12 protein-coding genes are annotated in these 18,909 nt (G+C 76.9%); 6 read left to right on the plus strand and 6 right to left on the minus strand.

What is annotated here, in order from left to right:
* The first annotated feature begins 8 nt into the window (after positions 1-8).
* The 6 genes from CNX65_RS09375 (at position 9) to CNX65_RS09400 (ending at position 4,976) form a co-directional block, all read left to right on the plus strand.
* Positions 9-194, plus strand: coding sequence for a hypothetical protein (locus CNX65_RS09375; protein WP_096492421.1), 186 nt, complete (start codon positions 9-11; stop codon positions 192-194).
* Positions 191-1,297, plus strand: coding sequence for a sensor histidine kinase (locus CNX65_RS09380; protein ID WP_177154640.1), 1,107 nt, complete (start codon positions 191-193; stop codon positions 1,295-1,297). The genes CNX65_RS09375 and CNX65_RS09380 overlap by 4 nt, the downstream gene beginning before the upstream one ends.
* The gene (locus tag CNX65_RS09385; RefSeq protein WP_096492422.1) at positions 1,290-2,384 is read left to right on the plus strand and encodes a hypothetical protein; all 1,095 of its coding nucleotides are present in this window, start codon (positions 1,290-1,292) and stop codon (positions 2,382-2,384) included. The genes CNX65_RS09380 and CNX65_RS09385 overlap by 8 nt, the downstream gene beginning before the upstream one ends.
* Positions 2,385-2,488: 104 nt before the next feature.
* A complete protein-coding gene (locus CNX65_RS09390) occupies positions 2,489-3,127 on the plus strand; it encodes a response regulator transcription factor (RefSeq protein WP_041837529.1) in 639 nt (212 codons plus the stop codon).
* A gap of 153 nt (positions 3,128-3,280) precedes the next feature.
* Complete coding sequence (locus CNX65_RS09395) at positions 3,281-3,940, plus strand: hypothetical protein (protein ID WP_096492424.1); 660 nt, start codon at positions 3,281-3,283, stop codon at positions 3,938-3,940.
* Positions 3,941-4,043: 103 nt separating this feature from the next.
* Entirely contained in the window at positions 4,044-4,976 is a 933-nt protein-coding gene (locus tag CNX65_RS09400) for a ribose-phosphate diphosphokinase (RefSeq protein WP_096492425.1), read from the plus strand.
* A gap of 76 nt (positions 4,977-5,052) precedes the next feature.
* On the opposite strand, the gene CNX65_RS09405 is transcribed toward CNX65_RS09400, so the two are convergent.
* The 6 genes from CNX65_RS09405 to CNX65_RS09435 all read right to left on the minus strand — a co-directional run bounded on the left by CNX65_RS09405 (position 5,053) and on the right by CNX65_RS09435 (position 18,893).
* Positions 5,053-6,969, minus strand: coding sequence for an SWIM zinc finger family protein (locus CNX65_RS09405; RefSeq protein WP_096492426.1), 1,917 nt, complete (start codon positions 6,967-6,969; stop codon positions 5,053-5,055).
* Positions 6,969-8,075 carry a VWA domain-containing protein gene (locus tag CNX65_RS09410; protein ID WP_096492427.1) on the minus strand — a complete coding sequence of 369 codons (1,107 nt, stop codon included), beginning with the start codon at positions 8,073-8,075 and terminating at the stop codon, positions 6,969-6,971. Before CNX65_RS09410 ends, CNX65_RS09405 begins: the two co-directional genes overlap by 1 nt.
* The gene (locus CNX65_RS36790; protein WP_232519768.1) at positions 8,072-10,978 is read right to left on the minus strand and encodes a DUF5682 family protein; all 2,907 of its coding nucleotides are present in this window, start codon (positions 10,976-10,978) and stop codon (positions 8,072-8,074) included. The genes CNX65_RS09410 and CNX65_RS36790 overlap by 4 nt, the downstream gene beginning before the upstream one ends.
* Positions 10,978-12,069 (minus strand): ATP-binding protein, encoded by a 1,092-nt coding sequence (locus tag CNX65_RS09425; RefSeq protein ID WP_015800724.1) that lies wholly within the window; start codon positions 12,067-12,069, stop codon positions 10,978-10,980. The genes CNX65_RS36790 and CNX65_RS09425 overlap by 1 nt, the downstream gene beginning before the upstream one ends.
* Positions 12,070-12,172: 103 nt before the next feature.
* The gene (locus CNX65_RS09430) at positions 12,173-15,487 is read right to left on the minus strand and encodes a DUF4132 domain-containing protein (RefSeq protein ID WP_096492428.1); all 3,315 of its coding nucleotides are present in this window, start codon (positions 15,485-15,487) and stop codon (positions 12,173-12,175) included.
* Positions 15,488-15,632: 145 nt separating this feature from the next.
* Positions 15,633-18,893: a DUF4132 domain-containing protein gene (locus tag CNX65_RS09435; RefSeq protein ID WP_096492429.1), complete on the minus strand. Its 3,261-nt coding sequence runs from the start codon at positions 18,891-18,893 to the stop codon at positions 15,633-15,635.
* Positions 18,894-18,909: the final 16 nt, after the last annotated feature.

The following is an 18,909-nucleotide window of genomic DNA, read 5'->3' on the forward strand; positions in this document are numbered from 1 at the left end:
TCGCCCGCGTGATCCTCGGCGACCTGTGCGGCGACCCCCGCGGCGACGCGGTGCGGAAGTGGTGCGCGGTCCGGCTCCTCGCGGGGGCGGACGCCGAACCCCTCCCGCGCCGCGTCGCCGCTGTCGTTCGCGGGGCGCGCGCCCGGCTGACCGGCGCCGCGTGGACCCGCGCCGACCGGACCCCGGCCGCGTGACCGTCCGCGCCCGTCCCGCCCCCGGCCAGGTCGAGGCGGACTTCCTCGACGTCGTCGCCAGGGTCGCCGGACCCGTGCGCGGCGTCGGGCTGGTGCTGCTGAGCTCGTTCGGCGTGCTGTCCGTGCCCGACGCGCGCCTGCCCCTGGCGTTCGCGCTGTTCGGCCTGGTGCTGCTCGGCGCGGTCGTGGACTGCTGGAGCGCGGTCACCGGGCGCGGCGCGGCGCTGGCGTTCGTGTTCGCCGTCGCGCGGGCGGGCGCGGTGTGCGCCACCCAGGACCCGTCGAGCCAGTGGGCCCTCAACGTCCTCACCACCACCGCGATCACCCTGCAGTGGGAGTGGTCGCCGAAGGTGACCGTGCCCGCGACCGCCGCCCTGCTCGCCGTCTACCTGGTCGGCGGCGAGGGCGGTGGCGCGGCGGTGCTGCGGGTCGTGGTCGAGTGCGTGCTGGCGCGGCTGGCGTTCGAGCTGCTGCGGCGCTCCACCGGCCGCGTCGACCGGCTGCGCGCCGAGCGGGCCGCGCTGGAGCGGGCCGAGGCGCTGGCGGTGCAGCGGCGCAGGCAGGAGCGCGAGTACCTGGCGCTGCTGCACGACACCGCGTCGGCGACGTTCCTGGTCGTCGCGGTGCACGGCGGCGACCCCGACGAGGTCGCGGGCTACGCGCGGCGCGACCTCGCCGTGCTCACCGCGCCCGGCGGCGGCGAGGCGGGCGGGGTGGTGGACGTCGGGTCCTCGCTGCGGGCGCTCGTCGAGCGCGGCCCGGTGCGGTTCGACACCCGGTTCGAGGACGCCCTCGTGCCGACCGGGGTGGCGCTGGCGCTGGTCAGGGCGGTGCGCGAGGCGGTGGTGAACGTGGAGCGGCACGCGGGCGTCGAGTCCGCCGAGCTGGTGGTGCGGGCGCGGGGGAGCGGCGGGGTGCTGGTGGAGGTGCGCGACCACGGGCGCGGGTTCGACCCCGGCGCGGTGCCGGGGCACCGGCGCGGCATCCGAGGCTCGCTGGTCGAGCGGATGGCCGCCGTCGGCGGGCGCGCCGAGGTGCGCTCGCGGCCGGGCGCGGGCACCCTCGTGCGGCTGACCTGGGACGGGGAGGGCACCCGTGGCTGAGGCCCCGCCGCCACCGCAGGAGGTCGCCGACCGGGTGGTCGCCAACGTGCGCCTGCTGCTGCTGTGCGTCACCGGCGTGCTCCAGTTCGGCCTGTGCCTGCCGCCGCTGCTGGTGCACGACCACGCCCCGACGGCGTGGGTGGCCTACGCGGCGTTCTCCGCCGTCGTGCTCCTGTGCGCGGTGTGGGTCGCGCCCCGCCGCCCGCTGCCGACGCCGGTGGTGGCGCTCGGCGTGGTCGTGGTGCTCGCGTCCTCGGTGACCGCGACCGCGGCCCTGCCGGACGGCGGCCACTTCCAGGCGCCGCACTGGTCGTTCGGGCTGGTCGGCTGGCACCTGCTCCTGCTGCTGCTCGACCGGGTGCCGCTGCTGCTGTGCGCGTTCGCCGCGCACGTGGTCGACAGCATCGTGCAGTTCGTGCTCGCCGACCTGCCCAAGCGGGTCGAGATCGGCGCGGCGGGCGCGGTGCTGCTCAGCGTCACCAGCTTCCAGCTCGCCATCCTGTGGATCACCCGCGTGCTGCACCGCAGCTCCCGCCAGGCCGCCGAGGCCGCCGCCGAGCAGGAGCGCGCCGCCACCCGCGCCGCGCTCGCCAGGCAGTCCGAGCTGGACCTGCGCGCGGGCTTCGCGGGCCAGCTCGGCGCGACCCTGCCGCTGCTCGCCGACCTCGCCGACGGGGTGCTCGACCCGCGCGACGCGGACACCCGGCTGCGCTGCTCGCTCGCCGCGACCCAGCTGCGCAGGCTGTTCGCCGAGAACGACGACGTGCCCGACCCGCTGGTGCACGAGGTGACCGCGTGCGTGGACGTCGCCGAGCGGCGCGGGGTCGCGGTGTCGCTGGCGGTCAGCGGGGCGGCGGTGCCGGTGCCCAAGGACGTGCGGCGGGAGCTGACCGGGCCGGTCGCGGTCGCGCTGTCGGCGGCGCGGGAGCGGGCGCGGGTCAGCCTGCTGCGCACCGGCGGCGAGGTGCGCGTGGCGGTGGTCGCGGACGCCGGGGTGCGGGTCGTGGCGCAGTCGCCGCGCGTCGAGGTCGAGTGCGGCACGTACGGTGAGCACACCCGGATGGAGGCGAGGTGGCGGAGCGAGTGAGCGCCGACAGCGGAGGTCCCGGCGGAGGTCCCGGCGGCGGGGCCGGGAGCGCGCCCTGGGGTGTGCCCGGCGGCGCCCCCGGCGGTCCGGTCGGGGACGCGCCGATCAGCGCCGTCGTGGTGGACGACCACCCGGCGGTGCGCGCGGGCGTGGCCTACTGGCTGCTGTCCGGGACGCCGCCGATCGCCGTCGCGGCCAGCGGCGACGACGTCAAGGCCGCCTGGCTGGACGAGGGCGCGCGCGCCGACGTGGTCATCCTCGACCTGCACCTCGGCGGGCCCACGCCCGTGCTCGGCGACCTGCGCAGGCTCGTGGAGGCCGGGCGCCGGGTGGTCGTGTACTCGATGCGCGCCGACGACGACATCGCGCTGCAGTGCCTCGAACTGGGCGCGCTGTGCTACCTGACGAAGGCCGAGGGCGCGGAGCACCTCGTGCAGGCCACCCGCGCGGCGGCCCAGGGGCGGGCGTACACGCCGCCGTCGCTGGCGGGCGCGCTCGCGGGCGACCGCTCGGACACCCGGCCCGCGCTGTCCGCGCGGGAGACCGAGGTGCTGGTGGAGTGGTTCCAGTCCGAGTCGAAGGACTACGTGGCGCAGCGGCTCGGGATCTCGCTGAGCACGGTCAACTCGCACCTGGAGCGCATCCGGATCAAGTACGCGCTGATCGGCAGGGAGGCGCCGACCAAGGCGGCGCTGGTGGCGCGCGCGATCCAGGACGGGCTGATCGGGATCGACGACCTGTGACCCGGTTCCCCGAGCTCGGCCCGGCCAAACCGAGAGCCTGATCACGGGCGGTTCGCGGGGGTTCCGGCCGGTTGTGGTGCGAACGACCGACAGCCTGTCCGGCTCACCGGGAATAGCGTTCGGCGCGTCCGACGAGAACCTGAGGAGCCCGGCGTGAAGTCCTTCCGCAGCAGCCTGTTCGCCGCAGTCGGCGCAGCCGCCGTCCTGCTGTCCGCCTGCGGCAGCGAGACGAGCGGCACGGCGCTGCCCGCGGCCGACGCCACCGCGTCCTCCACCGCCGAGGAGGGCGCCCCGACGTCGTCCTCGGCCGCGAAGTCCTCCGCCGCCAAGTCCACCGCCGCCGACGCGCCCGTCGCATCCGGCGACGTGGCCGCGCCCGGCAGCGAGTTCGAGGTCGGCCAGCGCGCGGTGGTCAACTTCAAGTACGGCACCAGCAAGACCGGCGTCATCGCCATCACGGTCGACTCGATCGAGGCAGGCGACCCGGCGGACCTCGCCAAGTACGGCGACAAGGCCGCGGGCATCACGCCCTTCTACATCCGGGCCACCGTCGAGAACGTCGGCGGCACCGACCTGGCGTACTCGTCGCTGCGCCTGCGCGGCATCAAGGCGGACGGCAAGACCAGCAGCGTGATCATCACCGGCGAGACGGACAACTGCCAGACCGTCAACGCGGGCAAGGACTTCACCACCGCCGGGGCCAAGTTCCAGACCTGCGTCCTGCAGGCGGGCAACGCCGCGGAGAAGATCACCGGTGCCAAGTACGACGCCGCCGAGGAGTACACGAAGTCGCCCGTGGTGTGGAAGGGATGACCCGATCGGGGGGTCGGATCGCTGCTAGGGTCCGCGGCGTCAGGTAGCCGAACGCCGGGGAGCCCAGGCCGTGTCCGCTTCCGTGTCCGTCTCTGGTCGGGAAATGGTCGTGTTCAGCGGGAGCGCGCACCCGGAGCTGGCGGAGGAGATCTGCGCCGAGCTGGGGGTGCCGCTGTCGCCGACGAGGGTGACGAGGTTCGCCAACGACTGCCTGGAGGTGCAGTTGCAGGCCAACTGCCGCGAGCGGGACGTGTTCGTCGTCCAGCCGCTCGTGCCGCCGGTGCAGGAGAACCTGGTCGAACTGCTGCTGATGTTGGACGCCGCGAGGGGTGCGTCCGCGTCGCGGACGACCGTGGTGATGCCGCACTTCGCGTACGCCAGGTCCGACAAGAAGGACGCGCCGAGGATCTCCATCGGGGCGCGGCTGGTGGCCGACCTGCTGGTGACGGCGGGCGCGGGCCGGGTGCTGGCGATGACGCTGCACTCGCCGCAGGTGCACGGGTTCTTCTCGGTGCCGGTGGACCACCTGCACGCGCTGCACGAGCTGGCGGTGCACTTCCGGCGGTACGACCTGTCGAACGCGGTGGTGCTGTCCCCGGACCTGGGCAACGCGAAGGCGGCGTCGGCGTTCGCCCGGCTGCTCGGGGTGTCGGTGGCGGCGGGCGCGAAGCAGCGGTTCGGCGACGACCGGGTGGTCATCAGCTCGGTGATCGGGGACGTCCGGGGGAAGGACGTCATCGTGCTGGACGACGAGATCGCCAAGGGCAGCACGGTGATCGAGCTGATGGACCACCTCGCGGAGTTCGACGTCGCCTCGCTGCGGATCGCCTGCACGCACGGGCTGTTCTCGGACAAGGCGGTCGAGCGGATCGGGGAGCGCGACGAGGTGCTGGAGATCGTGTGCACGAACACGGTCCCGGTGCCCGAGGAGAAGCGCTCGGGGAAGCTGAAGGTGCTGTCGGTGGCGGGTCCCCTGGCGGAGGCGATGCGGCGCATCCACAACGGGGAGTCGGTGAGCGCGCTCTTCGAGCACTGAGGTGACGCGGGCGCGGTGGAACCCTTCCGGCGCCGGGGGTCCACCGCGCCCGTTCGTCCACAGAGGACTGCGGCGGCTACCGGAACTCGGCCGTCACCAGCAACCTCAGGTACGCCGCCAGCCAGCTCTCCTCGCCGGGCGCCGCCGCGAAGGCCGACAGCAGCTCCGCCGCCTTCGCCAGCCCCGCCCGGCGCAGCTCGGCCTCCGCCGCCGCCAACCGGCCCGGCATCGTCGCCGCCAGGTGCTCCAGCCCCCGGTGCGCCGCCTCCGCGCACAGCGACAGCGCCGACTCCAGCACCTCCGCCAGCACGTCCGGCCCCGCGAGCACCTCGCCGACCAGCCCGCCCACCTCGCCACCGGCCAGGTCGGGCACCACCGGGCCGTCCGGCGTCAGCACCGCGAACGGGGTGATCACCAGCCGCCCGCCGGTGCGGCTCAGCGCCCCGCTCACGTGCGTCGCCCCCGCCGCCAGCGCCCCGGCCAGCGCGTCCAGCGCCGTCGGGGTCGTGCTGCGGTAGGTGGCGCGCACCAGCGCCGTCGTGCCCGCCGCGTCCGCCACCACCGCCTCCAGCCGCTGCGCGCCGGGGTCGTAGCCGATCGAGCGCACCGCGGCGACCTCCACCACCCGCACGTGCTCGGCCTCGACCCTGGCCCGCACCACGCGCGGCGCCAGCGCCGCCAGCTCCGCCCCGGCCGCCGCCAGGTCGCGCACCAGCACCGGGGCCCGCAGCCCCGTCCACGCCGAGCCCAGCGGCGTCACCGACGTCCTCGCCACCCGGCTCGCCGTCAACCGCACCACCCGGCTCGGGCTGCGCACCGCCGACTCCGACACCACGTTCGCCGCCGCCAGCGCGCCCAGCGTCGTCCCGGACAGCCTGCGCCCGGCCAGGTCGTGCCCGGTCGGCCGCTCGTCCGCGCCGAGCTGCCACCGGTGCCGCAGCACCAGCACCCCGTCGCCGTCCGCGAAGAACACCTCCGCCGTGCGGTCCTCGCTGGTGCCCGTCACCCGGCAGCCCAGCGAGGTCAGCCGCACCCGCCGCATCGGCGTCTCGGCGGCCTCGTCGAAGCCGAGCACCGTCGAGCGCGGCCCGGTCGCCCGCGCCCGCGCGCGCACCTCCGCCACCAGCTCCGCGACCCGCTCCACCCGGTGCCTGGCCCCGCGCGCCCGGTACGCCGCCAGCTGCTCGGCCAGCTCCCCGACCGCGGCGGCGGGCCAGTGCATCCCGGCCGCCGTCAGGTCCCGCCGCGACCGCTCCAGCGCCGCGTCCAGCACCGGCCCGGTGTGCACCGCGCCCTCCCGCAGCAGCTGACCGGTCAGCTCCAGCGCCTCCGCCAGCGGGTCCGGCCCGTCACCGGACCCACCGCCCGGCCCGGCCGAACCGCCCGCGTCGAACCGCACCACCGGGTCCGCGAACCCGCGCTCGTCCGCCTCCCGGAACGCCAGCACCGCCAGCGCCACCAGCTGGTCCCGCCGCAGGGCCGCCGCGTCCGTGCTCGCGTACCCCAGCTCGCCGGGCACCAGGAACCGCACCGTCGCCGACGGCAGCTCCGCCACCGCCACCGGGTCCCCGGCGCCCGCCCTGCGCAGCACCACCGGCACCCCGGACCGCAGCACCCGCCGCGCCGCCGCCACCGCCCGCTCGCCGAACGCCGCCACCAGCTCCGCGTCCGGCACCGACCCCGGCGACCACGGCGCGCGGACCTCCTCCTCCGCGCCCCCGTGCTCGCGCTGGTAGGCCAGCACCACCGCGATCCGATGCCTGCACGCCCCGCGCGCCCCGCACGAGCACGACGCCGCGTCCAGCCCGACGCCCGGCGGCAGCACCGCCGTCACCCCGTCCGGGAACACGCCGGTGACCGCGCCGTCGTCCGCCACCCCCAGCACGGGCCCGGCGCCCGCCTCCACCTCGCGGGTCGCCCGCTTCACCAGGCCCCGGTTGGCCAGGTCGACCAGCGCCTCGGACGTCAGCGCCAACAGGTCGGCACGCCGCACTACCCCATCCTCTCCGCGACGAACTCCGCCAGCTCGCCCGGCGTCATCGCGCCCACGTGCGCGCCGACGTTCGCCAGCCGCTGCGCCATGTCCCGGTCGTAGGCGGGCGCCGCCTCCTCGTCCAGCGCCGCCAGCCCCAGCACCTGCGCGCCCTGCGCGGCCAGGTCCCGCACCACGCGCACCAGCCTGCGCTCGTCACCGCCCTCGTAGAAGTCGGTGATCAGCACGACGATCGACCGCCTCGGGTTCTCCACCAGGCCCGCCGCGTACGCCATCGCCCTCGCGATGTCGGTGCCGCCGCCCAGCTGCACCTTCATCAGCAGCTCGACCGGGTCGGTGACGTCGCTGGTCAGGTCCACCACCTGGGTGTCGAACGCGACCAGGTGCGTCTTGAGGCCGGGCAGGTTCCACAGGCACGCCGCCGTCACCGCCGAGTGGATCACCGAGCCCGCCATCGACCCGGACTGGTCCACCACCAGCACCAGCTGCCAGGAGTCCAGGTGCTTGCGGGTGCGGGAGGTGAACCTCGGCTCCTCGATCGAGATCCGCCGCGTCCGCGGCTCGTAGTGCGCCAGGTTCGCGCGGATCGTGCCCCGGAAGTCGAAGTTCCTGGCCTGCTTGAAGTTCGACCGCCTGCGCGAGCGGGCCCCGGTGAACGAGCGCCGCACCTCGCGGGCAAGCCGCGCCACCAGGTCCCGCACCACGGCCTCCACGATGCGCCGCGCCATCGCGAGCACCGCCGGGTTCATCAGGTGCTTGGTGCGCATGACCGCGCGCAGCAGCGCCACGCTCGGCTCGACCCGCTCCAGCACGCCGGGGTCGGTGACCACCTCGGTGATGCCGTAGGTCTCGACGGCGTCCCGCTCCAGCCGCTCGATCGTGCGGCGCGGGAACAGCCGGTGCACGTCGTCCAGCCAGTCCACCACCCGCAGCACCGAGTCGCCGCTGCCCGAGCGCCGCACGTCCCGCCGGTCCAGCCCCTCGTCCCGCTCGTACAGCCAGGCGAGCGCGGCGTCGCGGTCCAGCGCGTCGCCACCCAGCCCGCCCGCGCACCCGTCGGCGGGGCTGCCCAGGACCAGCCGCCACCGCTCCATCCCGTCGCTCACGCCAACCCCTCCCGCGCCAGCAGCCCGTCCACGAACGCCTCCAGCCTGGTGGCCTCCACGTGCAGCGCCGGGTCCACCCGCGAGCGCACCAGCTCGCGCGCCGACCCGTCCACGCCCCGGTGCGCCAGCAGCAGCCCGGCGATGCGCTCCCGCTCGGCGGGCGGGAAGAACGCGAACGCCTGGCGCAGCGCGGGCAGCGCCTCCAGGAAGTCGTCACCGGTGAAGCCCTCCACCACCTCGTCCAGCACCGCGATCACACCCGGCGCGCCCAGGACCTCCTCGCGGGCGAGGGCGAACAGCCCGGCCAGCCAGTCGCCGACCACCGGGGCCGACGAGGTGCCGCGCACCGCGGCCTCCGGGTCGGCGTGCGCCCCCAGCGCCCAGGCCAGCCCGAACCCGGCGCCGCGCAGGTCCGGCGGCGAGCCGGGGTCGCGGCTGATCCGCAGGCCGACGTCCGCCACCGCGTCCCGGCCGAGGCCGAGCACGGCGGGCGCGTGCACCGCGGTGTCGCGGACCGCGGCGAGCGCGGTGAGCCGGTGCGGCTCGGCCGGGGCCGTCGCGCCCCGCAGGCCCTCGGCCAGCCACAGCGCGCGCGTCACCCCGGCGTCCAGCACCAGGCCGAGGCGCGGGTCGCGGGCGGAGCCGAACACCCGGTCGTGCCGCCACAGGCCCAGCACGTCGGCCAGCACCCCGCCCAGCTCGACCAGGTCGGGGGCGCGGCCGACGCCCGCGACGAGCGTGTCGAGCACGTCGTCGGGCAGGTCGCCCACCCCGCACAGGGCGGTGTCGAACAGCAGCGCGGACAGGTCCCCGATCCCGGCGTCCCGAGCCCGCTCGCGCAGCACCGCGCCCGCCGCCTCGGCGGGGGTGGCGCCGTGCGCGGCGGCCTCGATCAGCGCGGGCACGCGGGTGTCCCGGTCGACCAGCCGCCACCGCTCCAGGACCTCGGGGTCACCGCCGCCTCCGGGGCCCGAGGCGCGCTCCAGTCCGGGGACGTCCAGCACGCGCAGCCGGTGCAGCAACCTGCTGCGCTCCAGCCCGCGCGGGTCGGTGAGGTCGAGGTCGACGGTCCGGTCGCCGTCGAGGCCGAGCGCGGCCATCGCCTCCTGGACGCTCGCCACCAGCGGCGGCGCCGGCGTGTCCGGGTGCAACCGGCCGACCCGGTCCCCGCTGAGCGCGGCGACCATCTCGACCACGGCCGGGTGCGCGCCGGGCGCGAGCACACCGCGCCGGGTCCACGGGGGCGGCTGGGTGAGGTCCTCGGAGACGAGCGCCGAGGTGAGCCCGTCGAGCACGTCGACCCGCGCGGGCACCGGGTGCCCGCGCAGCGCGGCGAGCCCCTCGGCCTGGGTGCGGGCGGCGATGAGGTCCGCGGTGGACACCGCCTGCTTGCGCCCGCGCAACCGCGTGACCACCGCCTCCAGCAACCCCTCGGCCGCCCCGCGCCTCCCGGACTCCCAGAGCCGCTGGTAGTAGGCGGGGGAGGGCATCCCGGACTCGTAGCCGGTGAACGCGTCCAGGCGGCGGAAGGAGTACGGGACCAGGTAGCTGGCGCCGACCGAACCGGGGGCCGGTCGGGGCACCTCGGGCCAGCCGGAGGGGGTGGGGGAGTCGGTGGTGGCCTTGGGGGAGGGCTGGTCGGTGGCGGGCTCGGAGCCGGAGCCATCCCCGGTGCCGGTGCCGGTGCCGGGGCCATCCCCGGAGCCGGAACCAGTGCCGAGGCCGTGCCCGGAGCCGGTGCCGGAGCCATCCCCGGTGCCGGAGCCAGGGCCGGTGCCGTGCCCGGTGCCAGCGCCGGTGCCGTGCCCGGAGCCGGTGCTAGAGCCAGAGCCGGTCGCGGGAGCGGCCTGGTCGGGGCTGCCCATGACCTCGGGGACCGCGCCTCCGCGCGAAGCGCCCTCGGCGGCGGGCCCATCGTCTGCCGAGTCGCCGCCCGCAGGGCGGTCGGTGCCGCCGTCCGCCGACGCGGCGACGCCCGCCGGGCCTGCGGCCCGGAGCGGTGCGGCGGTGCGCGGCTGCTCGGCGCGGCCCGCGTCGAAGGGAGCCGCCTTCGGGTCGATCTCCCCGTCCAGCTCGCCGTTCCCGCTCGGCTCGTCGTCCCTGTTCGGCTGGCCGTCCCTGTTCGGCTGGCCGTCCCTGTTCGGCTGGCCGTCCCTGTTCGGCTGGCTGTCCCTGTTCGGCTGGCCGCCCCCGCTCGGCTCGTCGCCCCCACCCGCCATCGGCGGCGCCAGAACCCCGTGGTCCACCCACTCCGGCATCTGCCTGCCCTCCACCAGGGCGCGCAGCGCGGGCGTGTGGAAGCCGCCCGTCACCACGACCACCGGGGCGTCGCCCGCGTCGGCCAGCGCGGCGCGGACCCAGGACGCCATGTGCTCCTCGCGGGCCCGGTCGCCGTCGCTCGCCTCGGCGCCGCCGCGGATCAGGTCGAAGTACGCGTCCAGCCGTTCGGCCAGGCCGTCCCGGTCCGGGATCTCGAACAGGTGGTCCCACAGCGCGTCCACGTTGTCGACCGCGAACTCCGCGCACAGCAGCTCCACCGCCCGCGCGTGCCTGACCGCCGCGTCCGCGTACCGGTTCCGCACGTCCCAGAACGCCGGGTGCCAGGACGGCAGGTCGATGAACCGCACCTGCGCGCCCACCTCCCGCCCCGCGTTCAGCGCCACCCACTCCGGCGAGTACTCGCAGAACGGGCTCCACGACGCGTGCGCCCGCTCCTCGTCGCGCCGGTAGCTGTACAGCGCGATCGGCAGCTCGTGCCCCAGCAGCAGCTCGTCCAGCCGCCCGTTGACGTCGGCGGGCCCCTCCACCAGCACGTGCGCGGGCCGCAGCCTGCGGATCACCTCGTCGACCAGCGAGCTGCACGCCGGGCTGTGGTGCCGCACGCCCAGGTAGACCGCGCCCATCAGCCGGGCAGCAGGTGTCGAGCCCGGTGCAGCTCGGACCACTGCTCGCCCTTGCGGCGACCGGCCTGCTGCTCCAGGTAGCGCCGCAGCTTGGCCAGGTCGTCCGGGCTGTCCTTGGCCGCCGTGCCCGCCAGGCACTCGACCACGTCCGCCGCCGTGCCCGCCTCGCCGCGCAGGTACCAGCCGCGCAGACCCACCGCGTGCGCCACCGACACGGCCTCCGCCGTGCTCATCACCGTGCTGAGCCGGTCCGCCTGCCCGCTGCCGCCCTCGCGCAGGTCGCGGAACGTGCGCACCAGCACCTCCAGCACGTCCCGGCGCGGCGGCACGCCCACCCCGGACCGCTCCAGCAGCTTCGCCGACTCCTGCTCGACCAGCTCCAGCTCGGTGCGCAGGTCCGCGATCGGGAACACGGTCTCGAAGTTGAACCGCCGCTTCAGCGCCGCGCTCATCTCGTTCACGCCCCGGTCGCGGGTGTTCGCGGTGGCGATCACGTTGAACCCGGCCTTCGCGAACACCATGCTGTCGCGCCCGATCAGCTCCGGCACCGCCACGACCCGCTCGGACAGCAGCGACAACATGCAGTCCTGCACCTCCAGCGGGCAGCGGGTGATCTCCTCGAACCGCACCACCTTGCCCTCGGCCATGCCGCGCAGCATCGGCGCGGGCACCAGCGAGCGCGGCGACGGGCCCTCGGCGACCAGCAGCGCGTAGTTCCACGAGTACTTGATCTGGTCCTCGGTGGTGGCCGCGCCGCCCTGGATGGTCAGCGTCGACTCGCCGCACACGGCCGCCGCGATCAGCTCGGACAGCAGCGACTTGGCGGTGCCCGGCTCGCCGACCAGCATCAGGCCCCGGCTGGTGGCCAGGGTGACGAGCGAGCGGTCGACCAGCGACGGGTCGCCGACGAACTTGCGGCTCACGCCGAGCTTGTCGTCGCCGACCACGAACCGGCGGGCGGCGTCCAGGCTCAGCGCCCAGCCCGGCGGTCGGTGCGCTCGGTCGGACTCGCGCAGCCTGGCCAGCTCGTCGGCGAACCGCACCTCGGCTGGTGGGCGCTGCAGGTCGTCGGGGAAGTCGGTGTCGGACACGGCGGAACCCTCGGTCTCCTCGGTGCGGACGGGTGGGCAGGCGGGTGGCACGGGTGCTGCGCCTGCGGAAAATACCTGGTCAAGTGGGTGCGGGCGGGGTGGTTCAGCGGATCAGGCCGTCGAGGTCGCCCAGCACCTCGGACAGCGCGACCGGGTCGGCGGTCCCGAACCGGTGCACGCGCTCGCCCTCGGCCGTCGGCCCGTGGTCGGTGATCCACACCTCGGTGATCCGCTGCTCGTCCTGCGCCGGGTCGTGCTCGCGGTCCACACCGGGGTCGAGGCCGACCACGACGGCGCGCCCGTCCGGCAGCGGTCGCTGCACCCGGTCGATCACCCCGCCGTTGCCCCGGCCGTCGTGCTCCCAGCCGCTCCGCAGCAGCCCGAGCACCTTCCCGCGCGGCACCGGCCGGTCGTGGAACCTGACCAGCGCGGTCGCCCCGGCCTCCTCCTCGGTGAGCCGGTGCACCGGTCTGCCCAGCTGCGGGAACGGCTGGAGCACCTCGTGGTCGGCGAGCAGCTCGGCCCACGCCGCCAGGTCGTCGCCCAGCCCCATGGGGTGGGCCAGCGCCACCCGGTCCTCCGGGCCCAGCTCCACCGGGGCCTCGCGCAGGTCGCTGAGCGTGCGGTCCTCGGCCAGCCGGAACGCGCGCCCCGCCCCGGTGGTCCACACCAGTCTGCGGGCCAGGTGCCACACCAGCGGGTGGCGTGCGAACAGCGCCGTGAACTCCTTCGCGCTCCACGTCCGCCCCGTCAGCATCGCCTGCTCCAGGCGGATGACCTGCCCGGCCGCCGCGGTGCGCACGTCCTTCTTCAGCGCCGCGAACCGCCGCTGCGCCTCGGGCGCGAGCACCCGGTTGTCCCGCGCGCCCGGCTTGGGCAGGGACGTGAGCCGCTTGCCGTCCGGCCCGGTCACGTACGGCTTGAGCTGCTCGTCGAACCCGACGGTGAACCGCCTGGGCCCGTAGTCCAGCACCAGCGAGCCCTCCGGCGACAGCCCGAAGTCCGGAGCCAGCCGGTCGGCCAGCTGCTCCGGGGTCAGCCCCCGCGAGGCGGCCACCTCGTCCAGCCTGGCCTGCGCCCCGGTCCGCACGCCCTTGTGCTCGACCCGCCGCGCCAGGTCGCCCAGGTGCAGCAGCGCCACGTCCGTGCCGAGCCGCGCCAGCACGTCCAGCGCGGTCGCCGCCCGCGCGTGCCCGCCCTCGGTCGGCCACATCCGGATCAGCGGACCCAGCTCGCGCACCACCTCGTCGTCGCCGACCAGGCCGAGGCAGGTGAGCGCCCAGCCCTCCTCGGCGGGCATCCCCGACAACCGCCACAGCTCGAACACCTCCTGCGCGAACCGGGCCAGCGACGTCGGGTCGCACGCCCGCCGCACCTGCTCCAGCCCCGCGCACGGCTCGTCCACCGCGGACAGCGCCAGCACCACCAGCACGGTCCGCGCGGCGCGCGGCGGAAGGGCCCGCTCCCCGCCGCGCAGCAGCAGCTGCGGCAGCGCGTCCTCGTCCAACCAGTCCGGGACCGCGGGGACCTTGGCGGGCAGCACGTCCAGCGGGTCCACCGCCAGCGCCGCGGCGACCACCGACGCGACCCGCTCGCCGTGCTCGCGCGCGGCGGTCAGCGCGTGCTCGGGGATCTGCCGCAGCGCGTGCTCCGCCGCCCGCCGCTTCGCCCCGGCGGGACCCACCGCGACGGGCACCAGCAGCCGGGCCGCGACGACACCGTGCCGCTCCAGCCAGCGCCGCGCGACCGGGCGCGCGGACTTCACCCGCACCAGCCAGTCCGCGACCAGCTCGGCCACCTCCGGCGTCGCGCACGGCAGCACCAGCTCCGCCAGCGTCGCGGGCCGGGCCCTGGCCAGCGCCAGCGCCTGGGGCAGCACGTCCAGCCCGAACCGGGCGACCAGCGGCCTGCCCCACCGCTCCGCGCCTCGCGGGTCCGGCGTCCAGTCCGCCAGCAGCGGCCGGACCTCGTCCTCGGGGCCGCCCACGAACAGCGGCGGCTCCTCGTGCCTCCAGCGCAGCTCCCCGGCCCGGTAGTCCCGCACCAGGGCCGCCCACTCGGCCGGGGTCCGCACCCCGACCTCCACCGCCGACCACGACTCGCGCTCACCCGGCTCCCACACCAGCGCGCGCCCGGCGGGCGGTTCCACCCCCGGCACGACCTCCGGCTTGGCGGCCCGGCGCCTCACCTCCCACGGCGGCGACACCAGCACCGGCGGCAGCTCGTCCACCCCCGCCTCGGGCGCGCCGCGGTGCGCGGCCCGCACGCGCTCCACCGCCGCCCGCACCTGCTCGGGGGCCTCGGCCAGGTCCACGTCCCGGAACCGCACGACCAGCGCGCGCAGCAGCCGCGCGGCCTCGCTGGTCGACGGCCTGCCCCCGGCCTCGGCGTGCAGCAGCCGCAGCGCCCGCTCCGGGTCGCGCAGCGACAGCTCCAGCAGGGTGGACCGCGCGTACCGCTGCTTGATCCGGGGCAGCAGGAACTGGAACGGCTCGTCACCCGGCATCGACGCGATCACGTCGAGCACGGCCTCGTGCCCGCGCAGCGGCAGCTCCAGCAGCCGCTCCAGCACGGGCAGCAGGTCGTGACCCACGGCGTCCAGCGCGGTGTGCAGCACCTCGGGCGTGGTCACGTGCCAGAGCACCCACTCCAGCCGCAGCAACCGCTGGAGCTGGTCGACCGTCCCGACCGACAGCAGCACGGCCCAGCCGTCGGGGGAGTGCCGGGGACCGGCCAGGACCTCGGTGACGACCTCCTCCACCCAGGCGGCCTCGGACGGCACCAGGTAGCTGACCGCCAGCCTGCCCCCCGGCGTGCCCCGGAGCCCGGCCAGCGCGGCGACCACCTCGGCGTGCACCTCGTCCGGGCACACCGCCAGCAGCGACCGCACCAGGCGCCCGCCCACCACCCCGCGCGGCCCCACGTCCTGCGCCACCCGCCTGCGCACCGCCCTGCGGGGCACGCCGTCCCCGTCCTGGTAGCGCAGGACCACGATCCCGGCCAGCTCCACGACAGCCCTGGCGGTGAACACCAGCCCGTGCGCGTCGACCCAGGCCGCTACCGGCCCGTCCGCGTCAGGGGCCGCCTCGTCCATCACCAGGAGGGCGACGACCGCCGCGCCCAGCGGGTTCGGGGCGCCGTCCAGGTGCGCGTTCGCGGCGTCGGCCAGCTCGGGCGCGCTCCCGTTCACCCTGGTCGTCCAGGAGCCCCCGCTGGGGGCCGTGGTGCGCAGCGCCCAGCGCGCCTGCGGGGACAGCTCCTCGCGCCGGTCCACCCGGCCCGCCGCCGCGCCCTCCGGCGCCACGACCTCCGGCGCCACGACCTCCGGGCGCGTCCGACCGCCCCGCCTGGGGTGCGCCTCGCTCCGCACGCCCGACGGGAGCCGGAACTCCCCGATCACGCCCCCCGCAGTCCCCACTGCCGTCCTTCCCCGAGTCGTCCCCCGAGTCGTCCACCCGGATCCGCTCGACCGGATGCGGGTGAACCGTACGACGGGGGTCCGACAATTCCGGTTCCCCGGCGGCCACGACGGGCGGTCCACATCGGACGAGCGGTCCGTTCGCTCAGCGGGCCAGTCCCAGCAGGTCCGCCACCACCTCGGACACCACCACCGGGTCGGCCGTCCCGAACGGGCCCCGCCCGCCGATCCGCACCCCGGTGATCCGCCGCCCGGTCCCCACCGGGACGCGCCCGCGCGGCAGGGCCGGGTCCAGCCCGACCACGACCTCGCGCCCGTCCGGCAGCGCCCGCCGCACCCGCCCGATCGGACCGCCCAGCCCGCCCGCCTGGCTCCAGCGGCCCCGGTCGAGCAGCGCGACCACCTTCCCGTTCAGCACCGGGAAGTCCCGGAACCGGACCAGCTCGACCGCCCCCGCCTCCTCCTCGGTGAGCCGGTGCACGGCCCTGCCCAGCTGCGGGAACGGTTGCAGCACCTCGTAGTCGGCCAGCAGCTCCGCCCACGCCGCCAGGTCCGCGCCCAGCCGCAGCGGGTGGGCGATCGCCACCCGCTCGTCCGGGCCGAGGACGACGGGGCGGTCGTCCAGGTCGCCGAGCGTGCGGTCTTCGGCCAGCCGGAACGCGCGCCCCGACTCGGTGATCCACACCAGCCCGCGCCCCAGCGGCCACAGCAGCGGGTGGCCGGTGAACAGGCCGGTGAACTCCGCCGCGCCCCACGTCCGGCCCTCCACCATCGCCCGCTCCAACCGCGCGAGCTGCTCGGCGGCCGAGGCGCGCAGGTCCTTCTTCAGCGCCGCGAACCGCTCGTGCGCCCGCGCGGCCAGCTCCGCGTCGTCGCGCGCCCCTGGCTTGGGCAGGGCCTTGAGCCGCTTGCCGTCCGGCCCGGTCACGTGCGGCCTGAGCTGCTCGTCGAACCCGACCACGAACCGCCTCGGCCCGTAGTCCAGCTCCAGCGCGCCGTCCGGGGACAGCCCGAAGTCCGGCACGAGCCGGTCGGACAGCTCCTCGGCGGTCAGCCCGCGCGCGGTCGCGACCCCGTCCAGCTCCCGCTTCGCCCGCCCCCGCAACCACTTGTTCCTCAGCCGCCGCGAGGCGTCGTCCAGGCGGGTCAGCGCCGCGTCCGTGCCGATCCGCGCCAGCACCACCAGCCCGACGTCCGCCTTGACGCCCTCGATCGGCCACGCCGCGATCAGCGGGCCCAGCGCGCGCACCACCTGGTCGTCACCGACCAGGGCCAGGCCGGTGAGCGCCCAGCGGTCCTCGGGCGGGGCCCCGGCCATCCGCCACTGGTCGAACACGGCCCAGGCGAACCGGGCCAGCGACGCCGGGTCGCACACCTGGCGCGCCTGCTCCAGCCCGACGTGCGGGTCCTCCGGGGTGGACAGCGCCAGCACCACCAGCAGGTGCCCCACCGCCTCCTCCGGCAGCGCCGCCGCACCGCCCTCCCGCAGCACCTGCGGCAGCAGGCCGGGCTCCAGCCACGCCGGGACGGCGGGCACCCGGACCGGCAGCACGTCCAGCGGGTCCATCGCGAGCGCCGCGGCGACCACCGACGCCACCCGCTCGCCGTGCTCGCGCGCGGCGGTCAGCGCGTGCTCGGGGATCTGCCGCAGCGCGTGCTCCGCCGCCCGCCGCCCGACCCCGGCGGGACCGACCGCGACCGGCACCAGCAGCCGGGCCGCGTCCACCCCGTGCCGCTCCAGCCAGCCCCGCGCGATCGGCCACGCGTGCGTGAGCCGCGCCAGCCAGTCCACCATCATCACCGCCACCTCGGGCGTCGCGAACGGGACCAGCAGCCCGCCCAGCGAGGTCGGCCGGACCCGCCCCAGCGCCAGGGCCTGCGGCAGCACGTCCAGCCCGAACCGGGCGACCACCGGCCTGCCCCACTGCTCGGCGGCCCACGGCTCCGGGTTCCAGCGCGCCAGCAGGGGGCGCACCAGCCCCTCGGGGGCCCGCGCGAACAGCACCGAGCCGTGGCCGGTCGGGCGGCCGTCCGCGCAGGCGTCCGCCAGCGCCGTCCAGTCGGCCGGGTCCGGGCCCGTGCGGGGCTGCCTGGCCAGCCAGCCCTCCCGCTCACCCGGCGCCCAGCGCAGGTGCGGCCGGACCGGCGGCTCCAGGCCCGCCACGACGACGGGCGCCTCGGCCTCCCGGCGCTCCCGCGCCCACGGCGGCGAGGTCAGCACCGGCGGCAGGCCCTCGGCGGGCGCGGGCGCGGCCCGGTGCGCGGCGCGCTCCCGCGCCAGGACGGCCCCGGCCGCCTCGGGCAGCTCGCGCACGTCCAGGTCGGCGAACCCCACCGCGAGGGAGCGCAGCACGATCGCCGCGTCCGAGGTGGCGGGCCCGCCCTCGGCGGCCAGCAGGCGCAGCGCGCGCTCCGGGGCGCGCCCGGCCACCGCGCGGGCGAGCGGGCGGACCTCGCGCTGCCCGAGGCGGGGCAGCAGGACCGCGAAGGCGTCGTCACCCGGCAGCGCCGCCAGCACCTCGGCGATCAGGTCGCGGGCGGGTCCGGGCAGCTCCGGCGTCCCGAGCAGCCGGTCCAGCGCGGGCAGCAGCCCGTGGCCCAGCACGTCCAGCGCGGTCCACAGGAACTCCGGGGTCGGCAGGCGCCGCACCACCCAGTCCAGGCCCAGCAGGCGAGTGAGCTGGTCGGCCGAGCCGAGCACGGCCAGCACCGGGTCGCTGTCGGCGCGGTCGCGCGGGCCCCGCAGGACCTCGGCCACGACCTCCTCGGCCCACCGGAGCTCGGTCGGCACGAGGTAGCTGACCAGCAGCCTGCCCTGCGGGGTGTCCCGCGACCCGGCCAGCGCGGCGACCACCTCGGCGTGCACGGCGTCCGGGCACGCGGCCAGCAGCGACCGCGCCCGCAGCGCCAGGTCCCGCTCCTGCCAGCGGATCGCGCACGAACCCGGCCGGAGCCCGCGCAGGTGCCAGCCGTGACCACCGGCGGGGGACGGGCAGTGCACCGCCTCCACCCGCGCCAGCTCGGCGATCGCCCGCGCGGCGAACACCAGGCCGTGCGCCTCCGCCCAGGCGTCCACGAGCCGCAGCACGCGCGGGTGCCCCTGGTGCGCCAGCAACCGCAGCACGGCCGCCGCGCCCAGCGGCGTCGGCGAGCCGTCCAGGTGCGCCTCGGCGGCCCGGACCAGGCGCGGCAGGCTCCCCACCGGCCTGCGGGCCGCGCCGTCCTCGCTCCCGACGCCGGTGAGCGCCGCGCGCGACCCCTCGGACAGCTCCGCCCGGACGTCCACCCGGTCGGCCGCCGCGCCGCGCGGCGCGGCGGCGTCCACCCCGGTCCGACCGCCCCGCCTCGGGTGCACGTGGTCCCGAGCCCCCTCGGGGAGCTCGAAGCCCCCGCCGCTGTCGCGCACCGCCGCCCCCTGAAGC

Origin of the sequence: Actinosynnema pretiosum (assembly GCF_002354875.1) — a bacterium.
Taxonomy (GTDB): Bacteria; Actinomycetota; Actinomycetes; order Mycobacteriales; family Pseudonocardiaceae; genus Actinosynnema; species Actinosynnema auranticum.

Excerpts from the sequence above, each read along its gene's own strand:
- CNX65_RS09400 (WP_096492425.1), top strand. The coding sequence starts at position 4,044 with ATGGTCGTGTTCAGCGGGAGCGCGCACCCGGAGCTGGCGGAGGAGATC.
- CNX65_RS36790 (WP_232519768.1), bottom strand. The coding sequence starts at position 10,978 with ATGGGCGCGGTCTACCTGGGCGTGCGGCACCACAGCCCGGCGTGCAGC.